Source organism: Vicinamibacterales bacterium (assembly GCA_036504215.1).
Classification (GTDB): Bacteria; Acidobacteriota; Vicinamibacteria; order Vicinamibacterales; family Fen-181; genus FEN-299.
In genome coordinates this window covers 62,789-89,480 of record DASXVO010000040.1, presented here as the reverse complement: position 1 = coordinate 89,480, position 26,692 = coordinate 62,789, and the positions used below count along the sequence as shown (strand labels likewise).

The window sequence follows — 26,692 nt, the reverse complement described above, 5'->3', positions numbered from 1 at the left end:
CATATGCGGGCCGCACTGATCCCTCCCACCGTCACCAACGCGCGGAGCCAGATCCTGTCCTCGGCGCCGCCGCTCGAATGGGACGCGGCGACCCGGCTGATTCAGGCGCGCCGGACCACACTGCTGGTGAACTCACGGGGCGGCAACTGGATACGACTGTCTGGCGCCGGTGCCCGGTTCACTCGACAGATGTGGCGAGGCGAGCCGGGCAGCCTCGACGTCCAGGCTGCGGACGCCTCGTCGGAGCAGCGGCGCCGCCTGATTGACACGCTGCTGCTCGGCGGCTTCGCACGGCCTGCCGGGGACAAAGCCTGCGGACCCGCGACCTTGCCGTGCGCCGCGCCGGTGAGAGCGGCGATGCTCAACGTGACTCGCCGCTGCAACCTGCGCTGCGCGCATTGCGGCGTGTGCGCCGGGCCGGCTCGAGACGCGGTCCGCGGTGATGCGGACTCGACGGGCTGGGCGGACGAGCGGCCGCCGGCGCGATCGTTCGACCCGCCGGCGGCCCAGCTGTACGCGCTCGTCGAGCGGATGGCGCGCGCTGGCGTCGCCGACCTCGTGTTGTTCGGCGGCGAGCCGCTGCTGCACGCGCGTTTCGCGGAGGTTCTCCAGTGCGCGGCCCGAAACGTGGCGCGCGTCGGTGTGGCCACCAACGGCACGCTCCTCGACGCGGCCCGTTGCCAGGCCATCGCGGCTCGCGTGGCTCGCGTCTGCGTGAGCCTGGACGGGTCGCGGCCCGAGGTGCACGACGCGATTCGTGGGGCCGGGACCTTCCAGCGGACGATCGACGGCATTCTCCGGCTCCAAGCGCTCGGCGGTCCGGCTCTCGGCATCAAAGCCGTCATCATGCGGCAGAACCTCCGCGACGTGCCCAACCTCGTGAAACTCGCCGGCAGACTCCGCCTGTCGCTCGAGCTGACGCCCGTGGTCGCTCGAGGACGCGCCGGGCTCGCAGGGAATGGAAGCGGCGTCACGGCCGCGGAACTGCTGACGACGTACATGCGTGTCTGGATGCTGGCGGAGTACTACGAGGTTGCGTCCGCGTCGTTCAACGCCTTCTGCGATCGCTACATGTCTCGCGCCGGCGTGAGCTGCGGCGCCGGCGCAGGTTCGGTGCTCGTCGACTGCGATGGGACGATCTTCCCCTGCGACGGGCTGCAGTCTTCACCCTACCGCCTCGGCAACCTGTTGACGGACGCCGACTCGCTCTCCCGGCGGAGTCTCGAACCCGCGGTCGCTGGCGTCGATGAACGGCCGGGCTGCGCCCGATGTGCGGTTCGCTACTTCTGCAAGGGCGGATGCGCCGCGGACGTTGCCTCGGCCGAGGCGGGCGGCCGCCGCGCGTCGTCGCTCTGTCAGTTCCTTCGGCTGGTGCTGCCCCGCATCGCTGCGGGGTACACCCCGGCGGCGAGCAGTTGGCTCAACCTGAGGCGCGTGTTCGGCGGCGCGGTCGATTTCGCAATGGCCGAGGAGTATCTGCCATGACACCGGCTCGAGGCGACCTGACACCGTTGGAGTTCACCCCGGGCACCCACGTGATCGCCAAGGCGACGCAGGCACTCGTGCTGAACGTTCCCGCGGGGACATGGGTCCGCATGCCTCGCGAGGGGCTCGAGGCCGTCCGCTCCGTCGTCGCTGGCGGCCATCCGACATCAGCCGGCGTCGGCACACCGGCTTCTCGGTTCTCTCCCGAGGCGATCCGGGATACGGTGGCCTACCTGCGCGAACACGGCTTCGTTCGAGAGAGCGCCGCTGAGGTTACGGCACCAGGCGCTGCCGGCATGGCGGAGCCAGCGCCACGCGCGTTGCACCTTCACGTCACGTCGCGCTGCAACCTCTCGTGCATCACCTGCTACATGGACGCCGACCAGCGGACGGGACCGGACGTTCTCGACCTGCCCGCGATCCACCGCCTTCTCGACGTCGCGGCGCGGTGCCGGTTCACCCGCCTCATCGTCACCGGGGGCGAGCCGCTCCTCCGGCGGGACATCGAAGACATCCTCGCGACCGCCCGCTCCAGGTTCGGATCGATCACCCTGGTCACCAACGGGACGCTGCTCACCGGCGCCGTCGCCGGCATGCTTGCGGCGCGCGTCGACTCCCTCAACATCAGCCTCGACGGCGCCACGGCCGATCTGAACGACCGGATTCGCGGAGCGGGCACGTTCGCGAGGACGATCCGCGGGCTCGAGACGCTGCGCGCGAACGGTTTCCCGATGGCGCGCGTGTCGATCAACCCGACCGTCACGCGACTGAACCACGAACACCTCGAGGACGTGGTGGATGTCGCGGCCGCCTTTGGCGCCGACGTGTCATTCGGCTTCTTCGTGCCGACCGGCCGCGGACTCTGCAATCGAGACCGCCTCACCACCTCGTGCGCCGACATGTTCGCGCTGCACCAGCGGGCGGTCGCCAAACGTCTGGCGGCGGGCGGCGCGGATGCCGACGACGGTCAGCTGGCGATGACCCGCGTCCGCACCGACTGCCGGCTCGATCGCATCATCGCAATCCACGCGGACGGCGCCATCCATCCGTGCCCGAACCTCACCGACGCTCGGCACTGTCTCGGACGCGTGAGCGCGCTCGATGACGCGGAACTCGAGCGTGTGCTGACCTCGACCGAGGCGAAGCGCGCGTACCTCGACCGCACCGTCGATCGCGTGCCGGGGTGCGCCGGCTGCGAGTGCCGCTACTTCTGTGCGGGCGGCTGCATGGCCCACGCCGAGAGCGCCTCCGGAAATATCTACGCGCGCGACCCATATTGCGCCTTCTACAAGTCCGTCTGGCGCCACCACGGACCTCTCCAGGACGAGTACCGGTCTGCAGCCGGCGATTCGCCGTGTCTCCCCGCGGCCGCTGCGCCCCGGACCCAGGGGGTGACACCGTGACCACGCCTTCGGCGCTCTTCGTGACAGCTCGCCAGAAGAGCCTCGGCGAGACCTACACCGCCGCGCGCTTCGCGGCGGATCTGACGGCGAACGGCTGGAACGTCAGGTTCGCGGCGTTCCCGTTCGCAGCGGACTTCCTCCGGCAGGGAGGATGGAAGGTCGCGCCGCTCTCCGACGATCGGACGGCGAACCAGCGGGCGCTGAATCTCGCCGCCCGCGAGATCTCCCCGTCCCTGATCATCACGTCCGACTACTACCTCAACGAGTCGGCGGATGTCGCCCATGTCTGGTCGAACAACTGGCTGTTCGATCTCTCGTGCCCCGTCGCGACCTTCGACCACCTCATGCTGCACCCTCGGCTGCGGAGGATCACGATCGAGTGTCTGCGCCGGTTCGAGGCGCCCAAGGCCGGAGACCCCGGCGCACCGAAAGGACCGCGACCGAGGACGAAGATCTGTGAGATCCAGCCGCTTCCAGACCGGATCGCCGCGATCGTCCGGCCGTGCCCGCTGCACGACCCCCGGATCGACCCCGACGACCGGATCTTCAAGTTCAACCTCTCCGGCGGCGCCGGGTCGCCCGGCGAGCGCACGGATCAAGTTCGCTGTCGGCTCGGCCTCCCGGTCCACGAGCGCCTCGTGCTCGTGCCGGTGGGGAGTTGGGCGATCCAGTTGTGCACGACGCTTGGCATCCCGTACATGCGCTACTACCCGCGCCTGCTCGCCCGGTACTTCTCCGCGTGCCTGGTTCCCGTTCGACTCGTGTTCGTCAGCGGCGAACTCGAGGACCGCGTCGAGACCTCGGGCCAGGTCACCCTGCAGTACCGCTCTGGCCTGCCCGTGAGCGTGGTCGATGACCTCGTGCGCACCAGCGATCTCGTCATCGCCGACAACGTCACGTCGGCGACGGTGACGCGCGCGGTCATCGCCGGAGTTCCCGCGGCCGCCTTCGTCAACAGCGTCTCTGCCCGCCCTGCCGCCGACGGCGTGGCGTTCGACTCGCCCTTCCCCCTGTCGGCGCACGTCGAGGGCCTGGTTCGATCCATCGAGCGCGAGGCGCCCGGGTCGATCTTCCCGTCGGCGGTCTTCCCGCTCGGTTGGCTCGAGGAGCTGCGGCCGCTGTTCGACGGCAATCGGTACGCACGTACGTTCGAACGCCTCGAACTCTTCGACGAGGGCGCGACGACGTGTGCGCTCCAGCGGCTGCTCTGCGACGAATCGGTTCGGCGGGAACTCCGGGAACACCAGGCGGCGTACTGCGCCGAGTTGACGCGCCTGCCGGGCGCCGCCGCCATCTCCGAGCGCATCCTCGCTCGTGCCCAGGAGGTCATGTCGTGAATCAACCCACCATCCGGTCACGCGTCTGGCCGTTGTTCGCACCGCTCTGCGAGGTCCTGATCTTCCTCGTATCGTTCCTCGTGCTGTCCCTCGTCTGCGTCATTCCGGTCGCGCTGCTCACCCATACGCGGGTCGTGGGCATCTGGTTCATCCTGCCGTTCACTCTCCTGTTCGTCGCGGCCTACCAGCACTTCGTCCACCGCGAAGGCCTGAACAACCTGGGCGTCGTGCGGGATGCGAGGCTCGTTCGGGCGCTCGCGATTGGGTTCGTGGTGGCGGGCGTGGCGGTCGGCGGCATCGGCGCGGTGCACCATGCTGCGGGTTGGACCGATCTTCGCCGCGTGACAATCACCGGACTCCCGGTGCAACTGGCCGCCGTGGGCGTGGGCCTCGGGGTCGTCATCAACCTGGGCATCGGACTCGGCGAGGAACTGCTCTTCCGCGGGTACGTGCTGACGCGGCTCCTCCGAGGCTATCGCGCGGTTCCGGTGGCCGTCGTCGCCTCCTCGGTGCTCTACAGCCTCATCCATGCGTTCAAGGGCGTGGGCGTTCTCGTGCTCCTCAATCTCTTCCTGCTCGGCGTGGTCCTCGCGCTCGCGGTGATCGTGACCCGGTCGCTGTGGTTGGCGATCGGCATTCACGCCGGGTGGGACTTCTGGGGCGACGGCATCTATTTCTACCGCGTTCCGGCGTTCGAGGTATCCCGGGTGTTCACCTTCAACTATCACCTCGGCAGTCACCTCGAGCTGGTGGTTTTCAAAATCGTGACGGCGCTCTTCCTGCTCGTCGTCGCGGCTGGCCTGCTGATGCTCGCCCGGCGCCAGGGCGGTTGGGCGGCACCGGTGCGGGAGGCCGCGTGATGCGCGTGGACGGTTCTCTCACCGCGGCGACCGTCCCGGACGCTGGCGGCATCGAGCACGCCATGAGGCTGGCCGCGGGACGGGAGAACGAGCTGCCGGCGCCGCCACCGTGGTTCGATTCACCCTTCGGCGTCCTGGGCATCACGGCCGACGGCGTGTGCGGGCTGCTCACCGACCTCGAGGACGCACTGGGCGTGAGGGTCGAAAACGGCGAGCTTCGACCGGACACGCTGCAGAGCCCTCGGACACTGTCCGCGATGGTTCGGTCGAAAGTCCTCGTCGCGCGGAGGCCAAAGAAGCGCATCGTCCACGTGACGTCCGATTATCTGCCCCACCTGTCCGGCACGCAGCGCCAGATCGCGGACATCTGCGCTCACCTGTCCGAGCCGCTCGAACACCTCGTCTTCACCTACGACAGGCGCCCGGACCTGCCGGCGCACGCGGTCATCGACGGGGTTCCGGTCGCGCGCTTCACGGTTCCCCGGTGGACCGACGTGTGCCGGCTTCGGCGGCGGGTGGCAACATTCGGTGCGGCTGGTGCTGGCGACGCCGAGGCGCTCTGCAACTACACGGTCGGATCCTCCGATCTGTTCGGCGCGCTTCAGCAGTCGAACGCCGACGCCATCGTCACCTACTTCTACCCGCAGGTCCTCGCTCAGGACGTGGTCGAGTTCTTCCCATCGCGGCAGTGGCTGCTCGTGCCGTCCTTCTTCCAGCCGCCAGGCCTTCGTGGCGGCGACCGGTGCTGGTACGACGCCGAACGCATCGGCAAGCTGCTCGTGTTGCAGGAGCCCGACTACCGGCACGCGTTGGCGTGGGGCATTCCGCGGCAGAAGCTGGTACAGCTTCCGTACCCCGTCGACACCGATCGGTTCAGGCCGCTTCCCGTCGAACGTGACAAGGAGACGCTGCTGTTCGTCGGTCGCCTGACAGCGAACAAGGGCGTGCGGGCGTTCCTCGAGACCTTCCGGGGGATGGTGGACCACCGTCCGGCACTACGACTGCGGCTCGTGGGCGACATCGAGTCGTCTGCGCCGGTCGAGCGGCAGGAAATCGGTTGCCTTCGGGCGGCGATCGAACGGCTCGGCCTGACGAATCACGTCGAGTTCGCGGGACGTCGCGAGGGCGACGATGTGGTCGCCGAGTACTCCCGGTGCCGGATTCACGTCCTGCCGTCGATCGCCGACTTCTACTCCTACGTCACGGCGGAAGCGCTGGCCTGCGGCATGACGTGCGTCAACCTCGACCTGCCGTCGTATCACTGGCAACGATCGCGCGTCGATGGCGCCCCATTGGTCCACCTGTGCCAGGACCTGCCGGAGATGGGCCGGAAGATCCTGGGGCTTCTCGACTCGGACGAGTTCGTCGATCACCGCGACTACATGGTCGCGCACTTCAGTTGGAAGGTGCTTCACGATGGCTACCGCGACTTCTTCTGCTCGTGACGCGCTGACCGGCGCGATCATCGCCGCAGGCCGAGGCAGCCGGATGAATGGGGCGTTCCGCGGCCTGCCCAAGACGCTGCTTCCGGTGGGCGGTCGTCCGGTGCTCCTCCACCAGCTCGACGCGATGCACGGGCTCGGGATCTCCCGGGTGCTGCTGGTCCTCGGCTGCGGAAGGGAGCGCGTGATTGACTACCTGTCGGTCGTCCGGCCGGAGCCCGGCACGATCGAAGTCATCGAACAGTCGAGCACACGCGGATCGGGTGATGCGGTTCTCTGTCTCCAGCCGCACGTGAGGGGTCCCTTTGCGCTGTTCCTCGGTGACATCTTCTTCGTGCCCGCTCGAGGGTCCCGCTTGCTGGACCCCGTGCTCGACGGTACGAGCGACGCCGTCGTCGCCATCGTCGAGGAACGCGATCCCATGCGGTTCCACCGCAACTTCCGGGTGGTGCTCGGCCCTGACCGGCGCGTGACGCGGGTCATCGAGAAGCCCCCGATGGGGGAGACCGGGCTCAAGGGATGCGGCGTCTACTCGTTCACTCCGGCCATCTTCGAGGCGCTCGAACGGACGCCCCGCGCCGCGAACGGCGAACTCGGCATCACCGACGCCATCCAGACCCTGATCGACCGCGGTGCCCGCGTGCGCGCGGAGTGCGTCTCGACCTTCGACGTCAACCTGACCACGCCGGAAGACCTGGCGTGGTGCGAGGCGCGGCTGGCCGCGCGGGCGAGGGTGTCGTGACGCAACTCGGACTCCAGGAGCGATCCGATCTCAGGACCTTCTGGCGCTTCGTCGCGCCGCATCGACGGCGCCTGTGGCTGGCCGCCGCAACGATGCTGCTGACCGTTGCCGTGCAGCTCCCGCTCCCGTTCCTGACGATGGTGATCGTCGATCGCCTCGTGAAAGCGCGGGACCTCTCCCTGTTCTCCATCGTGGTCGTCGGCCTGTTCGCGATCCTGGCGTTCAACGCGATCGTGACGATGGCGCACACGCTGGTCGTCGTCATGCTGCGCGAGCACGTTCTCGGGAGCTTCCATCTGGAGATCCTCGAGCGGCTGCAGCGCGCATCGTTGATCGCGCTCGAGAATCACCCGCCGGGGTTCCTGGCGTCCCGCGTGCGTGCCGATCTGGTTCGCCTCAACGCCATCCTGGCCGGCCCGCTGCTCGGCATCCTCCAGAGTGCGATTCTGCTCGTGGGCGGAGCCCTCAGCCTGACGCTGCTGTCCTGGAAGCTCGCTCTCGTGTGCCTGGCCACGCTGCCGGCGTTCGCCCTGACCATCATCGTGTTCAACCGGAGGATTCGCGCCTGCGCGCAGCTCGCGCAGGACGCCCGCGCGCAGGTCGGGTGGGGGCTTCAGGAAGTGCTGGCGAGGGTGCCCGTCGTCAAGGCGTTCGGGGCCGAGTGGGACGGCCGTTTGCGCCAGAGGTCGCAACTCCTCCATATGGTGAACACGGTCGTCCGCGAGGAGATGACGTCGGCAGCGGCCCGGCGCTCGACGTACCTGGTCAGCACCGTTGCGCCGTTCGTCGTCTTGTGGTTCGGGGCCGCCGAGTGTCTGGCCGGCCGCATGTCGGTCGGTCAACTGGTCGCCTTCCAGGCGTTCATCAGCTACGTCTTCTCTCCGCTTCAGGCTGTGCTGAGCCAGAACGTCGACGTGCAGAGCGCACTCGTTTCACTTCGGCGGCTGGTGGAGCTGCGGAACCTCCCCGGTGAACGCCGCACCGGGGTGGGGCCGGTTCCGCACCGGTTCGACCTCTGTGCCGAGTCGATCGTCTTCCGCTATCCTTCCGGCCCCCCCGTCCTCGACCGGCTCTCCTTTCACGTCGACCAGGGGGAGCGGCTCGCGATCGTCGGCGCGAGCGGCTGCGGCAAGTCGACCGTGCTACGCCTGCTCCTGCGGTTCTACGATCCGGAGAGCGGGCGCATCCTGCTGGGCGGAATCGACGTGCGCCAGCTCGACATCGCACAGTACCGATCTCATCTCGCCGTGGTGTTCGAAGATCCGTACCTGCTGAGCGGCACGGTCGAAGAGAACCTCCGCCTCGCGAGGCGGAGCGCATCGAGTCAACAGATCGAGGAGGCTGTCTCGCTCGCGTGTGCCAGCGAGTTCATCCGCGCACTGCCTCGCGGTCTCGACACCCGAATCGGCGAGGGCGGAATCGCCCTGTCGAACGGCCAGAGACTCCGGTTGGGCATCGCCCGCGCGATGCTCAAAGACGCGCCGATCGTGCTGCTCGACGAGCCAACCAAGGGGCTCGACGAGCAGACCGCGACCGCGGTCCTGGCACACCTGGACAGCTACCTGCGCGGCCGCACCGCAATCGTCATCTCGCACGACCCGGCGGTCGTGGCGATTGCGGACCGGGTCTGCGACTTGCGCGTTCCGTTTGTGGAGGCCGACGTCGACGAGTCGTTCCGCCCTTCCGCGCCGGCGATCCACAGCCAGCTCTTCGCAGCCGCACACGCCCGGCTTGGCGAAGGGAATCGTCCACTGCACCCGGGGCGGTCTTTCGGCTGCCCCACCACCCCGCGCGGCCCTCGACCGGCCGCGCATCACCTCGGAGACTGGAGGTCACGATGAAGAAGAACGAAGGGTTGATCACCGCCTCGTCGATCAGACCAGAGCCGGACCCCGGCTGCGCGTCACTGTGCTACTACGCAGGGTGGGACTTCGAGCACAGCCACACGAAGGAAGCCGAGGCGACCTAGTCCGGCGAGAGCCAGACGGACAAGATGACGATGCGCCGGCCCTCGACCTGGGCCGGCGCCATCGATCGAGGCGTGCGATCACCGACGCCGGGTGGAGGTCCCGACGACGCGCCACCCGGCGCAGCCCCCGATCGGACGGGGGCCGTTGCGCAGCGATGGAGGTGAACAATGGAAGTCAATCGCGGATTGATCACGGCGTCCCGGATTCTCACGGATCCCGACCCGCCCTGTGCCTCGCTCGGTCGTGCAACGGGGTGGACCTGGAATCACGTCACCGAGCCGGCCCTCGGCGAACTCGGCGACGAGATACGGCGCGAGCGAACGCGACGCGACGGATAGTTGAGCGACCTGCCGATCGGAGGGCACCATGGAATGGTGGCGGGAACTGCGGATCAGCGCGCGAACGATGGTTCGACACAGGGGCGCGACACTCGTCGCCATTCTGTCGATCGGCCTCGGCATCGGCGCGAGCCTGAGCGTCTTCAGCTTCATCGACGCGCTCCTGTTTCGGCCTCTCCCGTTCCACCAGCCGGAACGCGTCGTCGGCGTCTACACGAGCGGCCGTGACGGCGCTCTGTTCTACGGGCCCAACTCGTACCCGGACTACTGCGACTTCCGTGACCGCACGAGGTCGCTGTCGGGACTGGCCGCCTCCTCCCCGATGGCGGTCACCATGCGAGGCGGCGGCGAGAGCGAACGCGTGTTTGCGGAGCTCGTCAGCGGAAACTACTTCCAGACGGTTGGCGTCAACGCGATGCTGGGCCGCACGTTGGTTCCCGACGACGATCGCGAGGACGCGCCAACGGCGACCGCCGTCATCAGTCATGGGTACTGGAAGCGGAAATACGGGGCCGAGACGGCCATCGTGGGCCGCACGGTACAGCTCAACGGGCACCCCTTCGTGGTCACCGGCGTTGCTCCTCCGTCGTTCCGTGGCACGCTGCGGGGCCTGATCGTCGATGTCTGGATTCCGATCCTGCAGTCGAGCGCACTGATGCCGCCCGAACTCCGGACAACAGGGTGGACGAAGGTGCGCGGCACGCGGACGCTGCTCCTGCTGGGCCGTTTGGGGGCCGGCGTCCCGGTGTCCAAGGCTCGGGCTGAGTTCTGGACGATTGCTGGGCGGTTGTACCAGGATCACCCCGACACGTGGCGAGATGCGAATGGCCGGGCCCGCGTGGTCAGCATCTTGTCCGAGAGCCAGTTCCGCATCTTCCCGGCGGCTCGCGCGCCGGTGGTCGCCTTCATGACGCTGTTGGCGCTCGTGGTCCTGCTCGTGCTGCTCGTCGCGTGCGTGAACGTGGCGAACCTGATGCTCGCGCAATCCGCGGCCCGCGCAGGGGAGATGGCGATGCGGCTGGCGCTCGGCGCGACGCGCTGGCAGATCGTCCGGCAGGTCCTCGTCGAGAGCCTGCTCCTGTCGGTCGGCGGCGGCCTCGTCGGCCTCGCGCTGTCTCAGTGGCTCACCGGGGCGCTGTCCGCGTTTCGCCCTCCGGCCTCCGTTCCCGTCGGCGTCGACGCATCCATGGATCGCATGGTGCTCAGCGTCGCCGTGTTGCTCGTGATCGGGACTGGCATTCTCGTCGGCCTGGCACCAGCCTGGTCCAGTTCTGGCCTCCGGCCGGCCGCCGTGCTCAAGGGACAGGCGGGATCCGTGCGGCGGCGGCGGCGCGTGCGTCAGACTTTCGTGGCCGCGCAGGTGGCCGCCGGCGTCCTGCTCTCGGCCACCGCCGGCCTCGTGTTGAGGAGCCTTCAGCAGGCGGAGCGTCTCGACCTCGGGTTCGATCCTCGCGGCGTGCTGATTCTCAGCGTGGAACCAGGGTCGCGGTACGGGAGCGCATCGAAGACCCGTGAGTTCTACGACCGTGTCATGACGACGATGGCCACGCTGCCCGGCGTGCGGAGCGCGAGCCTCGCGCAGTTCGTCCCACTCGGCGTCGTGTCTGAGCGCCAACAGGTGGTTGTCGGCGACCGCCAGGACCGCGACGGCGCGCCGGATGTCGCGTACAACATCGTCACGTCCGAGCACTTCGATACGATGCGAATTCCGATCCTGCGGGGCCGATCGTTCGGCCCGGAGAGCCGCGGAGGTTCTCCCACTGTGGCAATCGTCAACCAGACGTTTGCAGCCCGATACTGGCCCGGGCGGGATCCCATCGGCCGGCGCATCCGGCTCGAGCGGGCGCCCGATTGGCTCGAGGTGATCGGGGTGGCGGGAACCGGAAAGTACGTGACGGTCAACGAGGAGCCGACGCCATATGTCTACCTGCCGCTCGGCCAGCACAACGTCTCCTCAGTGGTCCTTCACGTGCGGGCGGACGGGAATCCGCACGTCATGGCGCGGTCGATCGTTGCGCGACTCGGCTCAATCGATCGCGACGTGCCGATCTTCGACGTACGATCGCTCGAGGATCAGGTCGGCGTCTCGATCATGCCGGTCCGGCTCGCCGCCTCGGTCCTCGGCGTCATGGCGCTGCTCGCCATGGCGCTCGCAGCCGTTGGTGTCTACGGCGTGGCCGCATTTTCGGTGGCTCGCCGCACTCGAGAGATCGGCATCCGGGTCGCGCTCGGCGCCACACGCCTGCAGGTTCTCCGCGTCGTGCTGCGCGAGGGCGTGGTGGTCGTGATGGGCGGCGCGGCCGCGGGTCTCGTCGTGTCCGGCGTGTTCGCCCGCCTGGCGCGCGGCCTGCTGTTCGGCGTGGCACCCTACGACCCCGTCGTGCTCGCCGCGACGACGTTCGTCCTGATCGTCACGGGCGTCGTTGCCTGCTATGTGCCGGCGCTCCGCGCTGCCCGTCTTCACCCTGCCCTCGCGCTTCGACAGGAGTAGTCGCGGCGCAGCGTCGAGGTCAATGTGCGGGCGAGGCTGGGCTGGCGCTACTCCGTTCTGAGCGCAGTCATCGGCGAAACGGCCGCGGCGCGGCCGGCCGGGACGATCGCCGCGACCAACGCGCACGCGGCAAGGGATGCGACGGCGAGCGCCAGCGCGATCGGGTCCCAGAACGACACACCGTAGAGCTGCGCGGAGATGAGCCGTCCGGCGCCGACGGCCAGCGGCAGGCCCAGGGCGAGCCCCACCCCGACGCGCTTGAACGCGGAACCGAGCACCAACCCAATCACCTTGCCCCGGCCGGCGCCGAGCGCCATGCGGATGCCCATCTCGCCCGTCCGCTGGGCGACGGTGTAGGCCGTCACGCCGTACAGCCCGACAGCGGCCAGTAGCAGGGCAACGATCCCGAACAAGCCGGCGAGGCTCGCCACCGCGCGCTCCTGATCGAACGAGAGGTCGACCTGCTGCTGAAGGGTCCTCACGCTGATGATCGTCAGGTTCGGGTCCACCTCCGCCAGCGTCCTGGTCAGCACCGGTTCGAGCGCGCCGGGCGAGGCATTCGTCACCAGCATGATCCCGCCGACGAAGTGGGACTGCAGCTCGACTCGTGCCATGAGATCGTCCTTGTAGGGGACGTTCTGGGTGAGCGGCACGTAGAACATCGGACGCGCCGGCCCGTCGAGCGCGAACCCCGCGAATTTCGCGTCGCGCACCACCCCGATGATCTCGAACGTGCCCGCGTTCTCGGGCAGGTCGAGCCCGAAGTGCTGACCGAGCGGATCTTCGCCGTCCTTGAAGAACCGCTTCACGAACGCCTCGTTCACGACGGCTACGAGCGCTCCCGTTTCGTTGTCGGCAGCACGGAAGTGCCGGCCGCGCACGATTGGCATGCCGAGATTCTGGAGGTAGTTGGCGCTCACCCGATCCCACGACGCACCCGACTGCCCATCCATCTTCGGCGGCGGATGGCCCGAAACGAGAATCATCTCGCCCCAGTTGTCGGTGAGCGGATTGTAGAGCGCCAACCCCGAGCCTTGCACGCCGGGTAGACGATTGAGGCGCAGCTCGATCTCGCGGTAGAGCGCGGTCAGGCGCGGAAGCGAGTAGGTCGCGGGCGGTCTGTTCAGGGACACGACCACGCGTTGCGATACCCGAAAGCCGAAATCCTGCTGTTCCAGGTTCGCGAGGCTCCTCGCCAGCATCGTCGCGCCCGCCACGAGCACGACCGACAGCATCGCCTGCACGACGAGCAGCCCGGTCCGGGCGAGCGACGAGCGGTCGCCACTGCTTCGACCCAGTCTGCGCAGCGCGTCGATCGGGTTCGTGCGCGTCGCAAACCAGGCGGGAGCGGCACCGAACGCGACACCGGTCACGAGCGCCAGGCCGAAGGCGAAGACCAGCACAACGAACGACGGCCGAACGCCAATCGGGAGAAAGCGGGCGCTGGGGAAGGCGAGCGCGAGCAGCAGGCGGGCAGCGCCGACAGCCACCGCGAGGCCAACCAGCCCGCCCGCCAACGCAAGGAGCACGCTTTCGACGAGCGCCTGCGCGACAATCTGCCGCCCGGTCGCGCCAATCGCGAGACGTAGGGCCGTCTGTCCGCGGCGGGCGGCGGCGCGGGCCAGCAGCAGGTTTGCGACGTTCGCACACGCCACGAGGAGCACGAGGCCACAGACAGCCAGCAGGATCTGCAGGCTGCGTCCGTACTGCTCCTTCATGACGCCGACGCCTGCACCCGCCGGGACGACGGCGATCGCCTGTTTGGGGAGCATGCGGATCACGTCCGGCATCCAGTTGGAGGGATAGCCGGAGTCGTATCGCATCCACCGGCGGAGCACTCCGGTCAGGCGCGAAGCCATGCCGTCGGTAGACGCGCCAGGTTTCAGGCGGCCGATGACGCGCAGCCAGGCGGAGACGGACTGATGCAGCAACGCGCCGTCGCCGTCGATGAGCGGCTCCTGCTGCAGCGGGAGCCAGAGATCGGGCGGATTTGGCCGCAGCGTCTCGCCGAAGAACCCCGGTGGCGCCACGCCAATCACCGTGAACGGGTGGCCTTCGATGACGAACGTGGATCCTACAACCGACGGGTCGGCGCCGTACGTGGCCTGCCACGCGTGATGGCTGAGCACGGCAACGGGTGGTGCCGACGGCCTGTCGTCGGCAGTCGTGAACACACGCCCACCGAACGCGCCGATCCCAAGCGTCGAGAAGTAGCGTCCGGTCACGTACTCGGACCGCAGCGGTCGAGCTGCGTGGTCGACGCCCTGGCGGCGCACGCTCACTCGCGCTCCGCCGGCCTGGAACGCGGTCACTTCTTCGAATTCCGGCGCCTCGGCCTCGAGCCGCTCGTAGAGCGGAAAGGAGAACAGGCCCCAGCGGTCCTGGGGTCCGCCCTCGACGCAGCAGTCGTCGCCGTCGCCGATCCTGTACAGCCGTGCCGGGTCGGAGACCGGCAGCGAGCGCAGCATGATGGCGTGGACCAGCGTGAATATCGCCGTGGTACCGCCGATGCCCAGGGCCAGCGTCAGCACAGCCGCAGCCGTGAAGACGGGCGACAGCCGGAATTGACGGATGGCGTAGCGGATCGAACTCGCAAGGCTCGTCATGTGAATCGTTAGACGGCACGAGCGTCCGGAGGGTTGCCGCGCTGCCCCAGGACTGCGGCTAGTTGGTCCAGCCCTCAGATCCCCGCCCAACGCACGGCCGCGAGTGCCATGACGCTGATGGCCAGCCACAGGGTGACGCCGTGCAGCAAGGGCCTGAGGCCGACCGCGCGCAGCGACGAACGTGACAGGCTCATCCCGATCAGCAGCAGCGTGACGGTCATGCCCGCCTTCGCCAGCGCCAGGAGGAATGGCGCCAGATCGTGAACCGGCTGGATGAACGTGGCTGCGATTGAGGCGATCAGGAAGAACCCCACGAACCACGGGATCGCAATCCGACGCCGCGGCGATGAGGACGCCGGCGCGTCGGCGCCCGCGGCTCTCTCCTCGCCACGAAGCACGGCAAACCGCGCCACCAGCGCCACCGGGACGATCCACAGCGTGCGCGAGAGCTTGACGATGGTGGCGGTCTCGAGTGCGACCTGCCCATAGGCTGAACCCGCCGCGACCACGGAGGACACGTCGTGGATGCCGATGCCGGCCCAGGTGCCGAATTGCACCTGCGACAGGCCGAGCGCGTGGCCCAACGGGGGGAAGGCGTAGAGCGCCACCGCGTTCAACAGGAAGACCGTTCCGAGCGCCACCGAGACCTCCGCTTCGGCGGCCGCCGTGGCGAGGGCCACGGCCGCGATGGCAGACCCTCCGCAGATGGCCGTGCCCGCGGCGAGCAGCATGGCGGTCGATTGCTGAAGGCGCAGCAGGCGCCGGAGGACGGCACCAAGCAGGAAGGTGAAGGCAATCGTCGCCATGGCGATCGGCGCGCCGTGACGCGCGGCGGCCAGCACCGCGATGAGATTGGTGCCGAATCCGAGGAACACGACGGACACCTGAAGGAGCGGCCGGCTGATCCGGCGGGTCGCGGCCGGCCAGGGATTGCCGGCGCTCAGGGCGATTGCGAGGCCGACGGCCAGCGCGATTCCGGGCGACGCGAACGGTGTCAGCGCGAAGAGAACCGCCAGCGGGAAGAGGATCTTCGTCACGATCGAACGGCGTGCGGCAGCCATGTCTTGCACTGTAGCGGATGCTTCAGACATAATTCCAATGCATAATGCTGATTGCGGTGATAATCTGAAGTTATGCCATGAACCTGAACCACCTCGCGATCTTCGATGCGGTCGCACGCGAAGGCAACGTGACGCGGGCCGGAGAGCGGCTCCGGATCAGCCAGCCCGCCGTGTCGAAGCAGTTGCAGCTCCTCGAACGCGCCGTCGGCGCACCCCTCGTCGATCGGCTGCCAAAGGGCGTTCGGCTGACCGCCGCCGGCGAACTGCTGGCCGGTTACGCCCGCCGACTCTTCGCCCTGGCCGATCAGGCCGATCGAGCGGTCGCCGAGCTGCAGGGGCTGAAGCGCGGCAGCCTCACCATCGGAGCCAGCACGAGCATCGGCGTCTATTTCCTGCCGGAGATCCTGGCGCGGTTCAGGCGGCGCTACCCGCAGGTCGACCTGCACATGGAAGTATCGAACACGCACGTGATCCAGCAATACCTGACGGAGCACCGGGTGGACGTCGCCGTGACAGAGGGCTTCGTCCACTGGCCGGAACTGGAGGCCCGTGTGTTCCTCGTGGACGAGCTGGTGCCGATCGTTCCTGCCGGGCACCCGTTCGCGTCCGCAAGACCCATCACCCTCCGCCAGTTCTGCACCGAGCCGCTACTGATGCGCGAGCAGGGTTCGGGCACGCGCGAGGTCATCGAGGAGGCGCTCGGCCGGAAGGGCGTGGTGGTGCGGCCGATGATGAACCTGGGGAGCACCGAGGCGATCAAGCGGTCGGTGGCGGCTGGCGTCGGCGTGGCATTCGTCTCGGCCCTGACCATCCAGCAGGAGCTGCACGATCGGCGTCTGGTCGGTCTTCGGCTTCGTGATTGCCGCATGCGCCGGTCGTTACATCTGGTCCAGGCCCGGGACCGAAGCGTCTCGAAGGCGGTCGGCGCCTTCCTCGTGCTGCTCGAGGCGGCGGTCAAGCGGCGCTCGGGCAGCGACGCCGACATGCTCGTCGTCGATCTTGCAGGAGGGAGAGTGCATGGAAACCAGGTGGAGCGGATCGGTCGGTCGGATGCCCGTCATCTTCGCGGCGCACGGGGCGCCCGTCCTGCTCGATGACGAAGCGTGGATGGCTGAACTCGCCTCATGGGCGAAGGCGATGCCACGCCCGAAGGACGTTCTCATGGTCTCGGCCCACTGGGAGGAGCGTCCAACCTCGCTCGGCGCGACCCGGGCGGTGCCCCTGATCTACGACTTCTCGGGGTTCCCCGAGCGGTACTATCTGACCCAATACCCCGCTCCGGGCGCGCCCGAGCTCGCCACGCGCGTCCGCGCCCTCCTGCATCAGAAAGACATCGCTGTGGCCGACGATCCGGACCGAGGGCTCGACCACGGCGCCTACGTCCCCCTCGTGGCCATGTACCCGGACGCCGATGTCCCCGTGCTGCAGGTGTCGATGCCTGGCCTCGACGCTCAGGAACTCTTCAGGCTCGGTCAGGCGCTCGCGCCGCTTCGCGACGAAGGGACGCTCGTGTTCGGCAGCGGATTCCTGACGCACAACATGCGGTACGCGTTCCGCCCCGGCATCCCTCAATGGGCGAAGGAGTTCGATGCCTGGGCAGCCGACGCGCTCTCGCGCTTCGACGTGGACGCGCTGATGGACTTCCAGGTCCGCGCGCCTGCGGCCCGGACGGCCCTCCCGACGTGGGAGCACTACGCGCCGCTTCTCGTCGCGGCCGGCGCAGTGGCCGACGAGCCGCCGCGGACGTCGTTTCCCATCACGGGCTGGTGGATGGATGGGGCATTCACCAAGAGGTCGGTCCAGTTCGGCTGACGCGTGCCCGGACATTGTTGCCGTCGGCCGAGCTCCTCGCGCAGGATGCCAGGCGCCACGGTGTGGAGCAGGAGCGCACGCTGGCCGCTCACACCCCTCCGCCCAGGACCTTGTAGAGCGTGACGAGGTTGGCCTGCTCGGCGAACCTCACGGCGACCAGCGCCTGCTGCGCCGCGATGAGCGCCCGCTGAGCGACGAGCACGCCGAGGTAGCCGTCGAGGCCCGCCTTGTAGCGGGCATCGGACAGGCGAAGCGTCTCTTCGAGGGACAAGACAAGCGCCTCCTGCGCTTCCCGCTGGCTCACGAGAGTCCGGCGGAGCGTCAGCGCGTTCGAGACCTCGGCGAAGGCCTGCTGAATCTCCTGCTCGTAGCGCGCGACGGCGATCTCGCGATCCACCTTCGACGCCTCGAGCCTCGCCTTCGTCGCGCCCGCGGTGAAGAGCGGCTGCACGAGCTGCGGGGCGAAGCTCCAGATGCCTGTCCCGGCGCCCAGCAGTGATGTCAGCTCTGCGCTTGCCGATCCCACACCCATCGTCAGGGCGATGCGGGGGAAGAACGCGGCACGCACGGCGCCGATGTTCGCGTTCGCCGAACGGAGTTGGTGTTCGGCCATGAGGATGTCCGGCCGGCGAAGGAGCACGTCGGAGGAGACGCCGGCCGAGATCGGGCGTGGCGGACTCACGGCCGACAGGCTGGCGGGCAGGAGATCGGGACCGACCGAGGTACCGACGAGGACCTGGAGGGCATTCAGGTCCACGGCCAGGTACGACGTATAGCGGGCGATGTCGGCGCGCGCCGCCTCGACCTGGCTTCGCACCTGGCTGAGCTCGAGGTCGGAGGCGATGCCGAGATCGCGCGTCTTCTGGATGAGGGCGAGGGATGCCTGCTGCGCCTCGAGGGTCCCCGTGGCGAGCCGGAGGCCGTCCTCATCCGCCGCCCGCGTGAGGTAGGCGTGCGCGACGGCGGCGACGACGGCCATCTGCGCCGCGCGGCCCGCCTGCTCGGTGGCGAGGTACTGCTCGAGGGCCGCCGCCTCGAGGCTGCGGACGCGGCCGAACACGTCGATCTCCCAGGCGGACACGCCAAGGGCCACCGTGTACTGTGTCGCCGTGTACCCGTCGGCGGTGCCTGAGACCTTGCTCGGAATGTGCTGGTTCGACGCGTTGGCGGCGACGGCAACCGTTGGGAAGAGATCGGCACGCTGCACGCGGTACAGGGCCCTCGCCCGCTCGATGTTGAGCGTGGCAATTCGCAGGTCACGGTTGTTGGCGAGGGCTTTCTCGACCACCGCCCGGAGCCGTCCGTCCGTGAAGAACTCCCGCCAGGGAACCTCCGTCACCTGGGGCGCACCGGCCACCATCCCGGCGCTCGGAAGGGTGGGCGGAACCGGAGCGGCGGGGCGGGCGTACTTCGGAGCGAGCGAGCAGCCACCGAGGGCCAGCACCGCTCCGCAGAGGAGATACGCGCGGCATCGAGGCATGATCAGAGACCCTCCGGTGAAGGTGCGGCGCCCGGAGCGGCTGACTTCGCCGGCGTCTCCTTCGCCTTCCTGCCGAACACCTTGACCACGAATACGTAGAACAGCGGAATGAAGAAGATCGCCAGGAACGTCGCGGTGACCATTCCGCCGAGGACGCTCGTGCCAATGGCCGCCTGGGCGCCCGCCCCAGCTCCCCGGGCGATGGCCAGGGGCAAGACGCCGAAACCGAAGGCGAGCGAGGTCATGACGATCGGGCGGAGGCGGAGTCTCGCCCCCTGGATCGTCGCCTCGACAAGGCCCATCCCCTGTTCGAGATGGCCCTGAGCGAACTGCACGATGAGGATGGCGTTCTTCGTGGTGAGGCCGAGCACCGTCAGCAGGCCGATCTGGAAGTAGACGTCGCTTGGCAACCCACGAAGGCTGGAAGCCGCGACACCGCCGATGACGCCGAGCGGAAGCGCGAGCAGGATCGCAATCGGCACCGTCCAGCTCTCGTAGAGTGCGGCGAGCACCAGGAAGATGACGAGGACGGAGAACGCGTAGAGGAGCCCGGCCTGCGACTCGGCCATGCGCTCCTGGTACGAGAGACCCGTCCACTGGAAGGCGACCCCTGCCGGGAGTTTCGTGGTGAGTTTCTCCATCGCGTTCATGGCGTCCCCGGAACTGTACCCGGGTGCGGGTTCACCCTGGATGTTCATCGCGGGGACGCCGTTGTAGCGTTCGAGACGCGGCGAGCCGTAGACCCAGCGGCCGGATGCGATCGCCGACAGCGGGACGAGACCGCCCCGGTTGTTGCGGACCTGGAGACGGTCGAGATCGCTCGGAAGCATGCGGAAGGGGGCGTCGGCCTGGGCGTACACGCGCTTGACCCGCCCACCCTGCACGAAGTCGTTGACGTACGAGCCGCCGAACGCCGCGGCGAGGTAGCTCTGCACCGAGCTGATCGGGACGCCGAGCGTGCCGGCCTTTCCCCAGTCGATGTCCAGCTTGTACTGCGCCACGTCCGACATCCCGTTGGGTCTCACCCGGGCGAGGCGGGGGTCTCTGGCGGCCATCTGGAGGAGCTGATCGCGCGCCTGCGAGAGCCGCTCGTGCCCGAGCCCGCCCCGATCCTGCAGCATGAAATCGAACCCGGTCGCGTTCCCGAGTTCAGTGACGGGCGGCGGCGGCACGATGTAGACACTCGCTTCGTTGATGCGCGAGAGGACCATCATCGCCCTTCTCGCCACGGCCTTCGCCCGCAGACCCTCGGTGTTGCGGAGATCCCAGTCCTTGAGCTTGATGTAGGCCATCGCCTGGTTCTGACCGCGACCAGCCGAGCCCACGCCCGAGACGCCCATGAAGGCATCGACAGCGTCCTTCTCGTTCTCCATGAAGTGGCGACGAATCTCGTCCATGACCGCGTCGGTCTGCTCCAGTGTCGAGCCGACCGGCAGCTGGATGATGCCCATCAGCATTCCCTGGTCCTCGTCGGGCAGGTATCCGGTAGGCATCCGCGAAAAGAGGACCACCATGCCGGCGGCGATCACGACGAAGACGACGCCGTAGCGGATCTTCCTCGCGAGGATGTGACCGACTGCGCCCTCGTACCAGTCGCGTGCGCGATAGAACACGCGGTCGAACCAGAGGAAGAAGGGTCGCAACAGGCGGAAACCGGTCTCTGCAGCCTCATGCCCCTTCGCCACGGGTCGCAGCAGCGAGGCACAGAGGACGGGCGTCAGGATCAGAGCGACCATGACCGACAGGAGCATGGAGGCGATGACGGTGACCGAGAACTGGCGGTAGATGACGCCGGTCGAGCCGGGAAAGAACATCATCGGCCCGAACACGGCCGCCAGGACGAGACCGATGCCGATGAGCGCGCTCGAAATCTCGTCCATCGACTTTCGCGTGGCCTCTCGCGGGGGCAGGCCCTCTTCGCTCATCACGCGCTCGACGTTCTCGACAACGACGATGGCGTCATCGACGAGGAGGCCGATGGCGAGGACCATGGCGAACATGGTCAGCATGTTCACCGAGTAGCCGAGCGCACTGAGGACGCCGAAGGTTCCGAGGATGACGACCGGCACGGCGATCGTGGGGATGAGCGTCGCCCGGAGGTTCCCGAGGAACAAGTACATGACGAAGAAGACGAGGACCACCGCTTCGAGAAGGGTCTTGACGACCTCGCCGATCGCCACCTTCACGAACGGCGTGGTGTCCATCGGGTAGACGACCTTCATGCCCGACGGAAAGTACTTCGACAGGTCGGCCATCGCCGTCTTGATGCCGGCGGCGGTGTCGAGGGCGTTCGCGCCTGCCTCCTGCCGGATCGCGAGCATGGCTGCCGGGTGGCCGTTGTACTGGGGCCTGATGTCGGGCAGTTCGGTCCCGAGTTCGGTGCGGCCGACGTCACTGACCCGCACGACGGACCCGTCCGCGTTGGTCCGCAAGGGGATCGCCGCGAACTCCTCCGGCGTCACCAGCAGCGACTGGACGAGGATCGAAGCGTTCAGGCGCTGGCCCTGCACGGCGGGGGCGCCGCCCAGTTGGCCCGCGGAGACCTCTACGTTGTAGGTCCGGACGGCCGCGATCACGTCGCTCGGAGTCATCCCGTACTTGGTCAGCCGGTCCGGATCGAGCCAGATCCGCATGGCGTACCCGCTCCCCATGACCTCCACTTCCCCCACCCCTGGCACGCGGGCAACGACGGTCTCGATCTGCGAGACGGCGTAGTCGTTCAGGTCCTGCTGGGTCGTGCCCGGATCGTCGGAGGTGAGACCCACCAGGAGGAGGTAGTTGCGGGTGGACTTGCTCACGGTCAGGCCCCGGCTCTGAACCACGTCGGGCAGCGAGGGCAACGCGAGTTGCAGCTTGTTCTGCACCTTCGCCCAGGCCAGGTCCGGATCGGTGCCGGGGGCGAAGGTGAGCGTCACCCCCGCGGATCCCGCCGAGTCGCTCGTGGAACTCATGTACAGCATCCGGTCGAGGCCCGTCATCTTCTGCTCGATGATCTGGACGACGCTATCTTCGACCGTCTTGGCCGAGGCGCCAGGATACATGGCGCGGATGCTGATTGAAGGGGGGGCGATCGGTGGATACTGCGAGATGGGCAGGCTGTAGATGGCGAGGCCGCCCGCCAGCATCATCGCGAGCGCGATGACCCAGGCGAAGACCGGACGATCGAGGAAGAACCTGGACAGCATATGGCGTCCCCCTACTTCGAAGGAGCGGCGGCGGTTGGTCTCTCCGCACGCGCCCCCGCCGGGGAGAACGGAACGGCCTTCACGAGAACGCCCGGGCGGATCCGCTGGAGTCCCTCGACGATCACGCGATCGCCGTCGGCGAGGCCCGAGGTCACGAGCCACCGGTCGCCCATCGCCCGGTCCACGACGATCGGCCGCACGGCCACCTTGCCCGACGCGTCCACCACCAGGGCGCTCGCGTTTCCCTTGGCGTCGCGGGTCACGCCCTGCTGGGGTGCCAGGATGGCCTGTCCGAGCACGCCTTCCTCGACGATCGCGCGGACGAACATGCCGGGAAGCAGCAGCGCATCGGGATTCGGGAAGACCATGCGCAGGACCACCGAGCCCGTCGTCGGGTCCACCGTGACATCGCGGAACTGGAGCCTGCCTTCGCGCGCATACCGAGTTCCGTCCTCGAGCAACAACTTGACCTTGCTCTCGACCGGGCCGGAGCGCGTCAAGGGCCCGCTCGCCAGACTCCGACGAAGGCGCAACAGATCGGCGCTCGATTGCGTCACGTCGACGTAGATGGGATCCAGTTGCTGGATCGTGACGAGGGGCGTCGGCTGGTAGGCGGTCACGAGCGCGCCCGGCGTCACCGACGACTTGCCTGTCCGACCCGAGATTGGCGCCTTGAGCGGCGTGTACGCGAGGTTGATGCGTGCGCTCTCCACGGCGGCACGAGCCGAAGCGACGCCCGCCTCGGCCCGGAGGACCGCGGCGGCGGCTTCATCGTAATCCTGCTGGCCGACAGCCCGGATTTCGACGAGTCCCTTCAGCCGCTCGGCGCGCGACCGCACCGGCGGCAGGTTGGCCTCCGCAACGGCGAGCGCGGCTTTCGACTGCTCGAACGTCGCCTGGTACGGCGCCGGATCGATCTGGTAGAGGAGTGCGCCCGCCTGGACGCTGGATCCTTCCACGAACTTTCGCTGCTGGATGAGGCCGTTCACCTGCGGCCGTACCTCGGCGATCAAGTACGCCGCCGTCCTGCCCGGCAGCTCGGTCGTCAGCACGACACGCTCGGCGTGCATCGCGACGACTCCGACTTCGACGGGGCCGGATGGCGGGGGCGTCGGCGCCTTCCCGCAACCAGCGATCATCGCCGCGCCAGCCAGGAGGCCAACGAGTCTTTCCCTTTCCATTACTCTCTCCACGAGGGTCCAGGTTATGAGTTGCGGCGTGATGGGCCGGACTGATCTCCCGCCATGTGCCGGACTGCCGCCACCGTGAAGCGCACGGCATGCTCGAACTGGTCGTCCACGGGCGTCGCGGCGTGCCCGGCACCCTTCACGATGTGCATGAGTTGCGCGAAGAACGAGTGGGCGCATGCCCTCGCCTTGGTCTCGGGCAGGTTGGGCCACGCGCGCCGCAGGACGCCGGTCGTCGTCTCGATGATCGGAACGAGGAACTCGCGCACGAGGAGGCCCGGCGGCAGACATGCCTCGACGGCCTCCCGCGCGAAGAGCCCGATCAGGTACTGGGAAGCGCCGTGGTCCTCGTGCGGAACCATGAAGGCGCGACCGAGGGTCCGGAGCGCCCGCTCAGGGCTCGTGCGCGCCAGGCCCGCGGCCTCCCGGCCGGCCGCCTCGACCGGCCCTCTGAGGAGCGCCGCGCGACGCATGAAGACCTCGGTGTAGAGGTTCTCCTTGGAGCGGAAGTAGTAGTTGACCGCGCCCAGGTTGGCTTCCGCGGCATCCGTGATCTCACGGACGGACGTTCCGGCGAACCCGTGCACGGCAAACAGCCGCTCGGCCGTGTCGAGGATCCGCTCGCGGGTGCCCGGGGACGGTTCGGTGTGTTTCAGCGTCATACGTATGTATCAAACACTCGTATGAATATAGTCGAGAAGACGCCGACCTGTCAACGTGCGCCCGGCGCAGGGCTTCCCGAGGGCCTGCCCCGGTATCCAATCGCCGGCCAGTACCGGCCATCGCGTCGGCGTGGGTCTGCCATCTCCGGGTTCTGTCCGGTATTCTGCGAAGCCTCGTCCCCACACGCACAGCCGGCCCGGACACGCCTCCGCCTCCGGCGGACCCGGACGGGAGGTTCTTTCGGCGAGGTTCCGGTCGCCGCACCGAGAACGCCGTGAACTCGAACGCAACCACGCCGTACCCCGAGCCCGCGCCGTCGTCCGACAAAGTCCGTCACTCAGCCGGACACGAATTGTCAGTTGTCGGACTCGGAAGCACCCCTCGGGGCGACCGTGTCTCTCTGACCATCTGGACCGAGTCGGTCGTCCTCGTCGCACATGCCGACTCCGGCAGCGCGTCGCGGCTGTGTGCGCCGCCCCATGAAGATCCACACGTTTCAGTCATGCCGACACGCGCGGTGCGCCCCGCACCATGTGTGCGGTGACGCGTGTGTCGGGACGCGATCAATAAGAACGCCGAAGTCACCGCGGCGGATCTCAACGGCTCGCATCACCGCCAGATCGGTCCGACGGTACGCGGCTTGCTGACCAGCCACCGTGCGTACACGCCCCCTGAAGGAGCATCACGATGGTCACCCGGAGCGGCGCGAGGATAATCGCGTCAACATGTGCAGTCATTCTCTCGCTGGTACTGACTGCGTGCGGCAGTTCGAATCCGGCGGGTCCTTCCGCAACCGCCGTTACCGCGGCAACGCCGCCCGCGTCGCCGACTGCGACGACGCCAACGGTGACCGGTCTGCTGCCTGCGTCGCTGGCGCCAAGCCTGACTGATCAGACCATCCTCGTGGCAGGCTCAAATTTCAGGCCTGGCCTGTCCGCGCTGCTCACGAAGTCCACCGGCGACACGAGTACGTTCTCGGGCACCGCGATCAAGAATCTCACCGAGACGTCGTTCGAACTCGACGTGATGGTTCCAGACGCCGGAACGTACAGCCTGTCGGTGACGAATCCCGCCTCGCTGCCGTCGCCGCCCGTCACGCTCACGGCGGCACCAGCGACGTCGCCCCGCCCCGCGGTTGTCGGCATTTCACCGGGCACACCAACGCAAGGCACCGCGAGCCAGAAGATCTACGTCGGCGGCTCGCAGTTTCACCCCGGTCTCACGGTGGAGCTGACCGGGCCCGGCGGGACGTCGACGGTCGGCGGCGGGAACGTGCAGAACGTGACCGCCACGACGTTCCAGGTTGTGGTGACACTGGCGGAAGCAGGAAGTTGGAGCCTCCGCGTCGTCAACCCGGGGAGTCAGGCGTCCGAGCCCTTCGCTTTCACGGTCAGAGCCGTCGAGACACCGGCCCGGCCAACCGTGACGGGCGTGTCGCCCTCCTCGCTGACGATGAGCACGGCCCTGCAGCCGATCTACGTCGCGGGCACGAACTTCCAGTCGGGGCTGAGCGTCACGGTGACGCTGCCGAACGGCACCACGACGACCGTCGGTCCGTCCGCCATCACGTTCGGGTCGTCTACCGTGTTTCAGACGATGGTCACGCTGACGCAGTCCGGCAGCTACAGCCTGCGCGTCGTCAACCCGGACGGACAGACGTCGGAGCCGTGGGCGTTCACCGTCAACGCGCTCGACCCGCCCGTGCGGCCCGCCGTGACAGGGCTGTCGCCTTCCTCGCCGACGATGAGCACGGCGCCGCAGCCGATCTACGTCGCGGGTACGAATCTGCAGTCAGGGCTGAGCGTGACGGTGACGCTGCCGAACGGCACCACGACGACCGTCGGTCCGTCCGCCATCACGTTCGGGTCGTCTACCGTGTTTCAGACGATGGTCACGCTGGCGCAGTCCGGCAGCTACAGCCTGCGCGTTGTCAACCCGGGCGGGCAGACATCGGAGCCGTGGACATTCACCGTCAAGGCGCCCGACGTGCCACGCCCGGTGATTTCCAGCGTGAGCCCCATCGCGAGCGGTTCGCCGACCCGGAGTTCCGTGGCCCAGTTGCTCACGGTCAGGGGAACGGGTTTCCAGAGCACCCTGACAGCCGTCCTGACGAGCCCGAGCGGCGCGACCGCGACGTTCGCTGGGTCGGCGATCCAGGCCGCGTCGAGCACGCTGTTCCAGATTTACGCCGTCCTGTCGGAGGTCGGCAGTTACAGCCTGCGGGTGTCCAACCCGTCCGGGCCGGCCTCGGAAGCATCGTCGTTCACCGTCATCGCGGCGGACTCGGCGGTGCCGGTCGTGATCGGCTTGTCACCCCGCTCGCCGGTCCAGGGCACCGCGAGCCAGACCGTCATGGTCGCGGGCGGCAACTTCGCGCCTGGTCTGACCGTGGCGCTGACGTTGCCGAACGGTTCGACGACGACACTCAGTCCGTCGCAGGTGCAGAACGTGACGGCGACGCTGTTCCAGATCGTCGTGAGTTTCGCGACGTCCGGCAACTACAGCCTGCGCGTTACAACGCCAGCGGGGGCGTCGGCTCCGTGGAGTTTCGCCGTGCAGCCGGGATCATAGGCCCGTCGCCGACGTCGCCGACGAACGTGTTCCCGACCCCCACGGAGCCCGCGATCCGT

The 26,692-nt window shown here is 68.2% G+C and carries 18 protein-coding genes; 12 read left to right on the top strand and 6 right to left on the bottom strand.

Annotated elements, in window-relative coordinates:
• Positions 1–3 precede the first annotated feature (3 nt).
• The 9 genes from VGK32_12360 (at position 4) to VGK32_12320 (ending at position 12,068) form a co-directional block, all read left to right on the top strand.
• On the top strand, positions 4–1,485 hold the full coding sequence (locus VGK32_12360) for a radical SAM protein (protein ID HEY3382558.1): 1,482 nt from the start codon (positions 4–6) through the stop codon (positions 1,483–1,485).
• Positions 1,482–2,888 (top strand): radical SAM protein, encoded by a 1,407-nt coding sequence (locus VGK32_12355; GenBank protein ID HEY3382557.1) that lies wholly within the window; start codon positions 1,482–1,484, stop codon positions 2,886–2,888. Before VGK32_12360 ends, VGK32_12355 begins: the two co-directional genes overlap by 4 nt.
• A complete protein-coding gene (locus VGK32_12350; GenBank protein ID HEY3382556.1) occupies positions 2,885–4,225 on the top strand; it encodes a DUF6365 family protein in 1,341 nt (446 codons plus the stop codon). Before VGK32_12355 ends, VGK32_12350 begins: the two co-directional genes overlap by 4 nt.
• On the top strand, positions 4,222–5,085 hold the full coding sequence (locus tag VGK32_12345; GenBank protein HEY3382555.1) for a CPBP family intramembrane glutamic endopeptidase: 864 nt from the start codon (positions 4,222–4,224) through the stop codon (positions 5,083–5,085). The genes VGK32_12350 and VGK32_12345 overlap by 4 nt, the downstream gene beginning before the upstream one ends.
• Positions 5,085–6,530 carry a glycosyltransferase family 4 protein gene (locus tag VGK32_12340; protein HEY3382554.1) on the top strand — a complete coding sequence of 482 codons (1,446 nt, stop codon included), beginning with the start codon at positions 5,085–5,087 and terminating at the stop codon, positions 6,528–6,530. Before VGK32_12345 ends, VGK32_12340 begins: the two co-directional genes overlap by 1 nt.
• Positions 6,502–7,269, top strand: a complete 768-nt coding sequence (locus VGK32_12335) for an NTP transferase domain-containing protein (GenBank protein ID HEY3382553.1) — start codon at positions 6,502–6,504, stop codon at positions 7,267–7,269. Before VGK32_12340 ends, VGK32_12335 begins: the two co-directional genes overlap by 29 nt.
• Positions 7,266–9,110 carry an ABC transporter ATP-binding protein gene (locus VGK32_12330; protein ID HEY3382552.1) on the top strand — a complete coding sequence of 615 codons (1,845 nt, stop codon included), beginning with the start codon at positions 7,266–7,268 and terminating at the stop codon, positions 9,108–9,110. The genes VGK32_12335 and VGK32_12330 overlap by 4 nt, the downstream gene beginning before the upstream one ends.
• Positions 9,107–9,238: a hypothetical protein gene (locus VGK32_12325; protein ID HEY3382551.1), complete on the top strand. Its 132-nt coding sequence runs from the start codon at positions 9,107–9,109 to the stop codon at positions 9,236–9,238. The genes VGK32_12330 and VGK32_12325 overlap by 4 nt, the downstream gene beginning before the upstream one ends.
• Before the next feature lie 367 nt (positions 9,239–9,605).
• Complete coding sequence (locus VGK32_12320; GenBank protein HEY3382550.1) at positions 9,606–12,068, top strand: ABC transporter permease; 2,463 nt, start codon at positions 9,606–9,608, stop codon at positions 12,066–12,068.
• Between the two features lie 47 nt (positions 12,069–12,115).
• Here VGK32_12320 and VGK32_12315 read toward each other — a convergent pair whose 3' ends face one another.
• Complete coding sequence (locus VGK32_12315; protein HEY3382549.1) at positions 12,116–14,674, bottom strand: ABC transporter permease; 2,559 nt, start codon at positions 14,672–14,674, stop codon at positions 12,116–12,118.
• A gap of 74 nt (positions 14,675–14,748) precedes the next feature.
• Entirely contained in the window at positions 14,749–15,735 is a 987-nt protein-coding gene (locus tag VGK32_12310; GenBank protein ID HEY3382548.1) for a putative sulfate exporter family transporter, read from the bottom strand.
• Between the two features lie 77 nt (positions 15,736–15,812).
• Here VGK32_12310 and VGK32_12305 point away from each other — a divergent pair, with 77 nt between their 5' ends.
• Positions 15,813–16,832, top strand: a complete 1,020-nt coding sequence (locus VGK32_12305) for a LysR substrate-binding domain-containing protein (protein HEY3382547.1) — start codon at positions 15,813–15,815, stop codon at positions 16,830–16,832.
• Complete coding sequence (locus VGK32_12300) at positions 16,786–17,547, top strand: class III extradiol ring-cleavage dioxygenase (protein ID HEY3382546.1); 762 nt, start codon at positions 16,786–16,788, stop codon at positions 17,545–17,547. The genes VGK32_12305 and VGK32_12300 overlap by 47 nt, the downstream gene beginning before the upstream one ends.
• 88 nt (positions 17,548–17,635) lie before the next feature.
• On the opposite strand, the gene VGK32_12295 is transcribed toward VGK32_12300, so the two are convergent.
• The 4 genes from VGK32_12295 to VGK32_12280 are packed head-to-tail and all read right to left on the bottom strand — an operon-like array spanning position 17,636 to position 24,061.
• Entirely contained in the window at positions 17,636–19,027 is a 1,392-nt protein-coding gene (locus tag VGK32_12295; protein ID HEY3382545.1) for an efflux transporter outer membrane subunit, read from the bottom strand.
• A 2-nt stretch (positions 19,028–19,029) separates the two neighbouring features.
• Positions 19,030–22,212, bottom strand: a complete 3,183-nt coding sequence (locus VGK32_12290; protein ID HEY3382544.1) for an efflux RND transporter permease subunit — start codon at positions 22,210–22,212, stop codon at positions 19,030–19,032.
• A gap of 11 nt (positions 22,213–22,223) precedes the next feature.
• Positions 22,224–23,393: an efflux RND transporter periplasmic adaptor subunit gene (locus VGK32_12285; protein HEY3382543.1), complete on the bottom strand. Its 1,170-nt coding sequence runs from the start codon at positions 23,391–23,393 to the stop codon at positions 22,224–22,226.
• A 23-nt stretch (positions 23,394–23,416) separates the two neighbouring features.
• Complete coding sequence (locus VGK32_12280; protein ID HEY3382542.1) at positions 23,417–24,061, bottom strand: TetR family transcriptional regulator; 645 nt, start codon at positions 24,059–24,061, stop codon at positions 23,417–23,419.
• Between the two features lie 847 nt (positions 24,062–24,908).
• On the opposite strand from VGK32_12280, the gene VGK32_12275 reads away from it, so the two are divergent.
• On the top strand, positions 24,909–26,633 hold the full coding sequence (locus VGK32_12275; protein ID HEY3382541.1) for a hypothetical protein: 1,725 nt from the start codon (positions 24,909–24,911) through the stop codon (positions 26,631–26,633).
• The last annotated feature ends 59 nt before the right edge of the window (positions 26,634–26,692 follow it).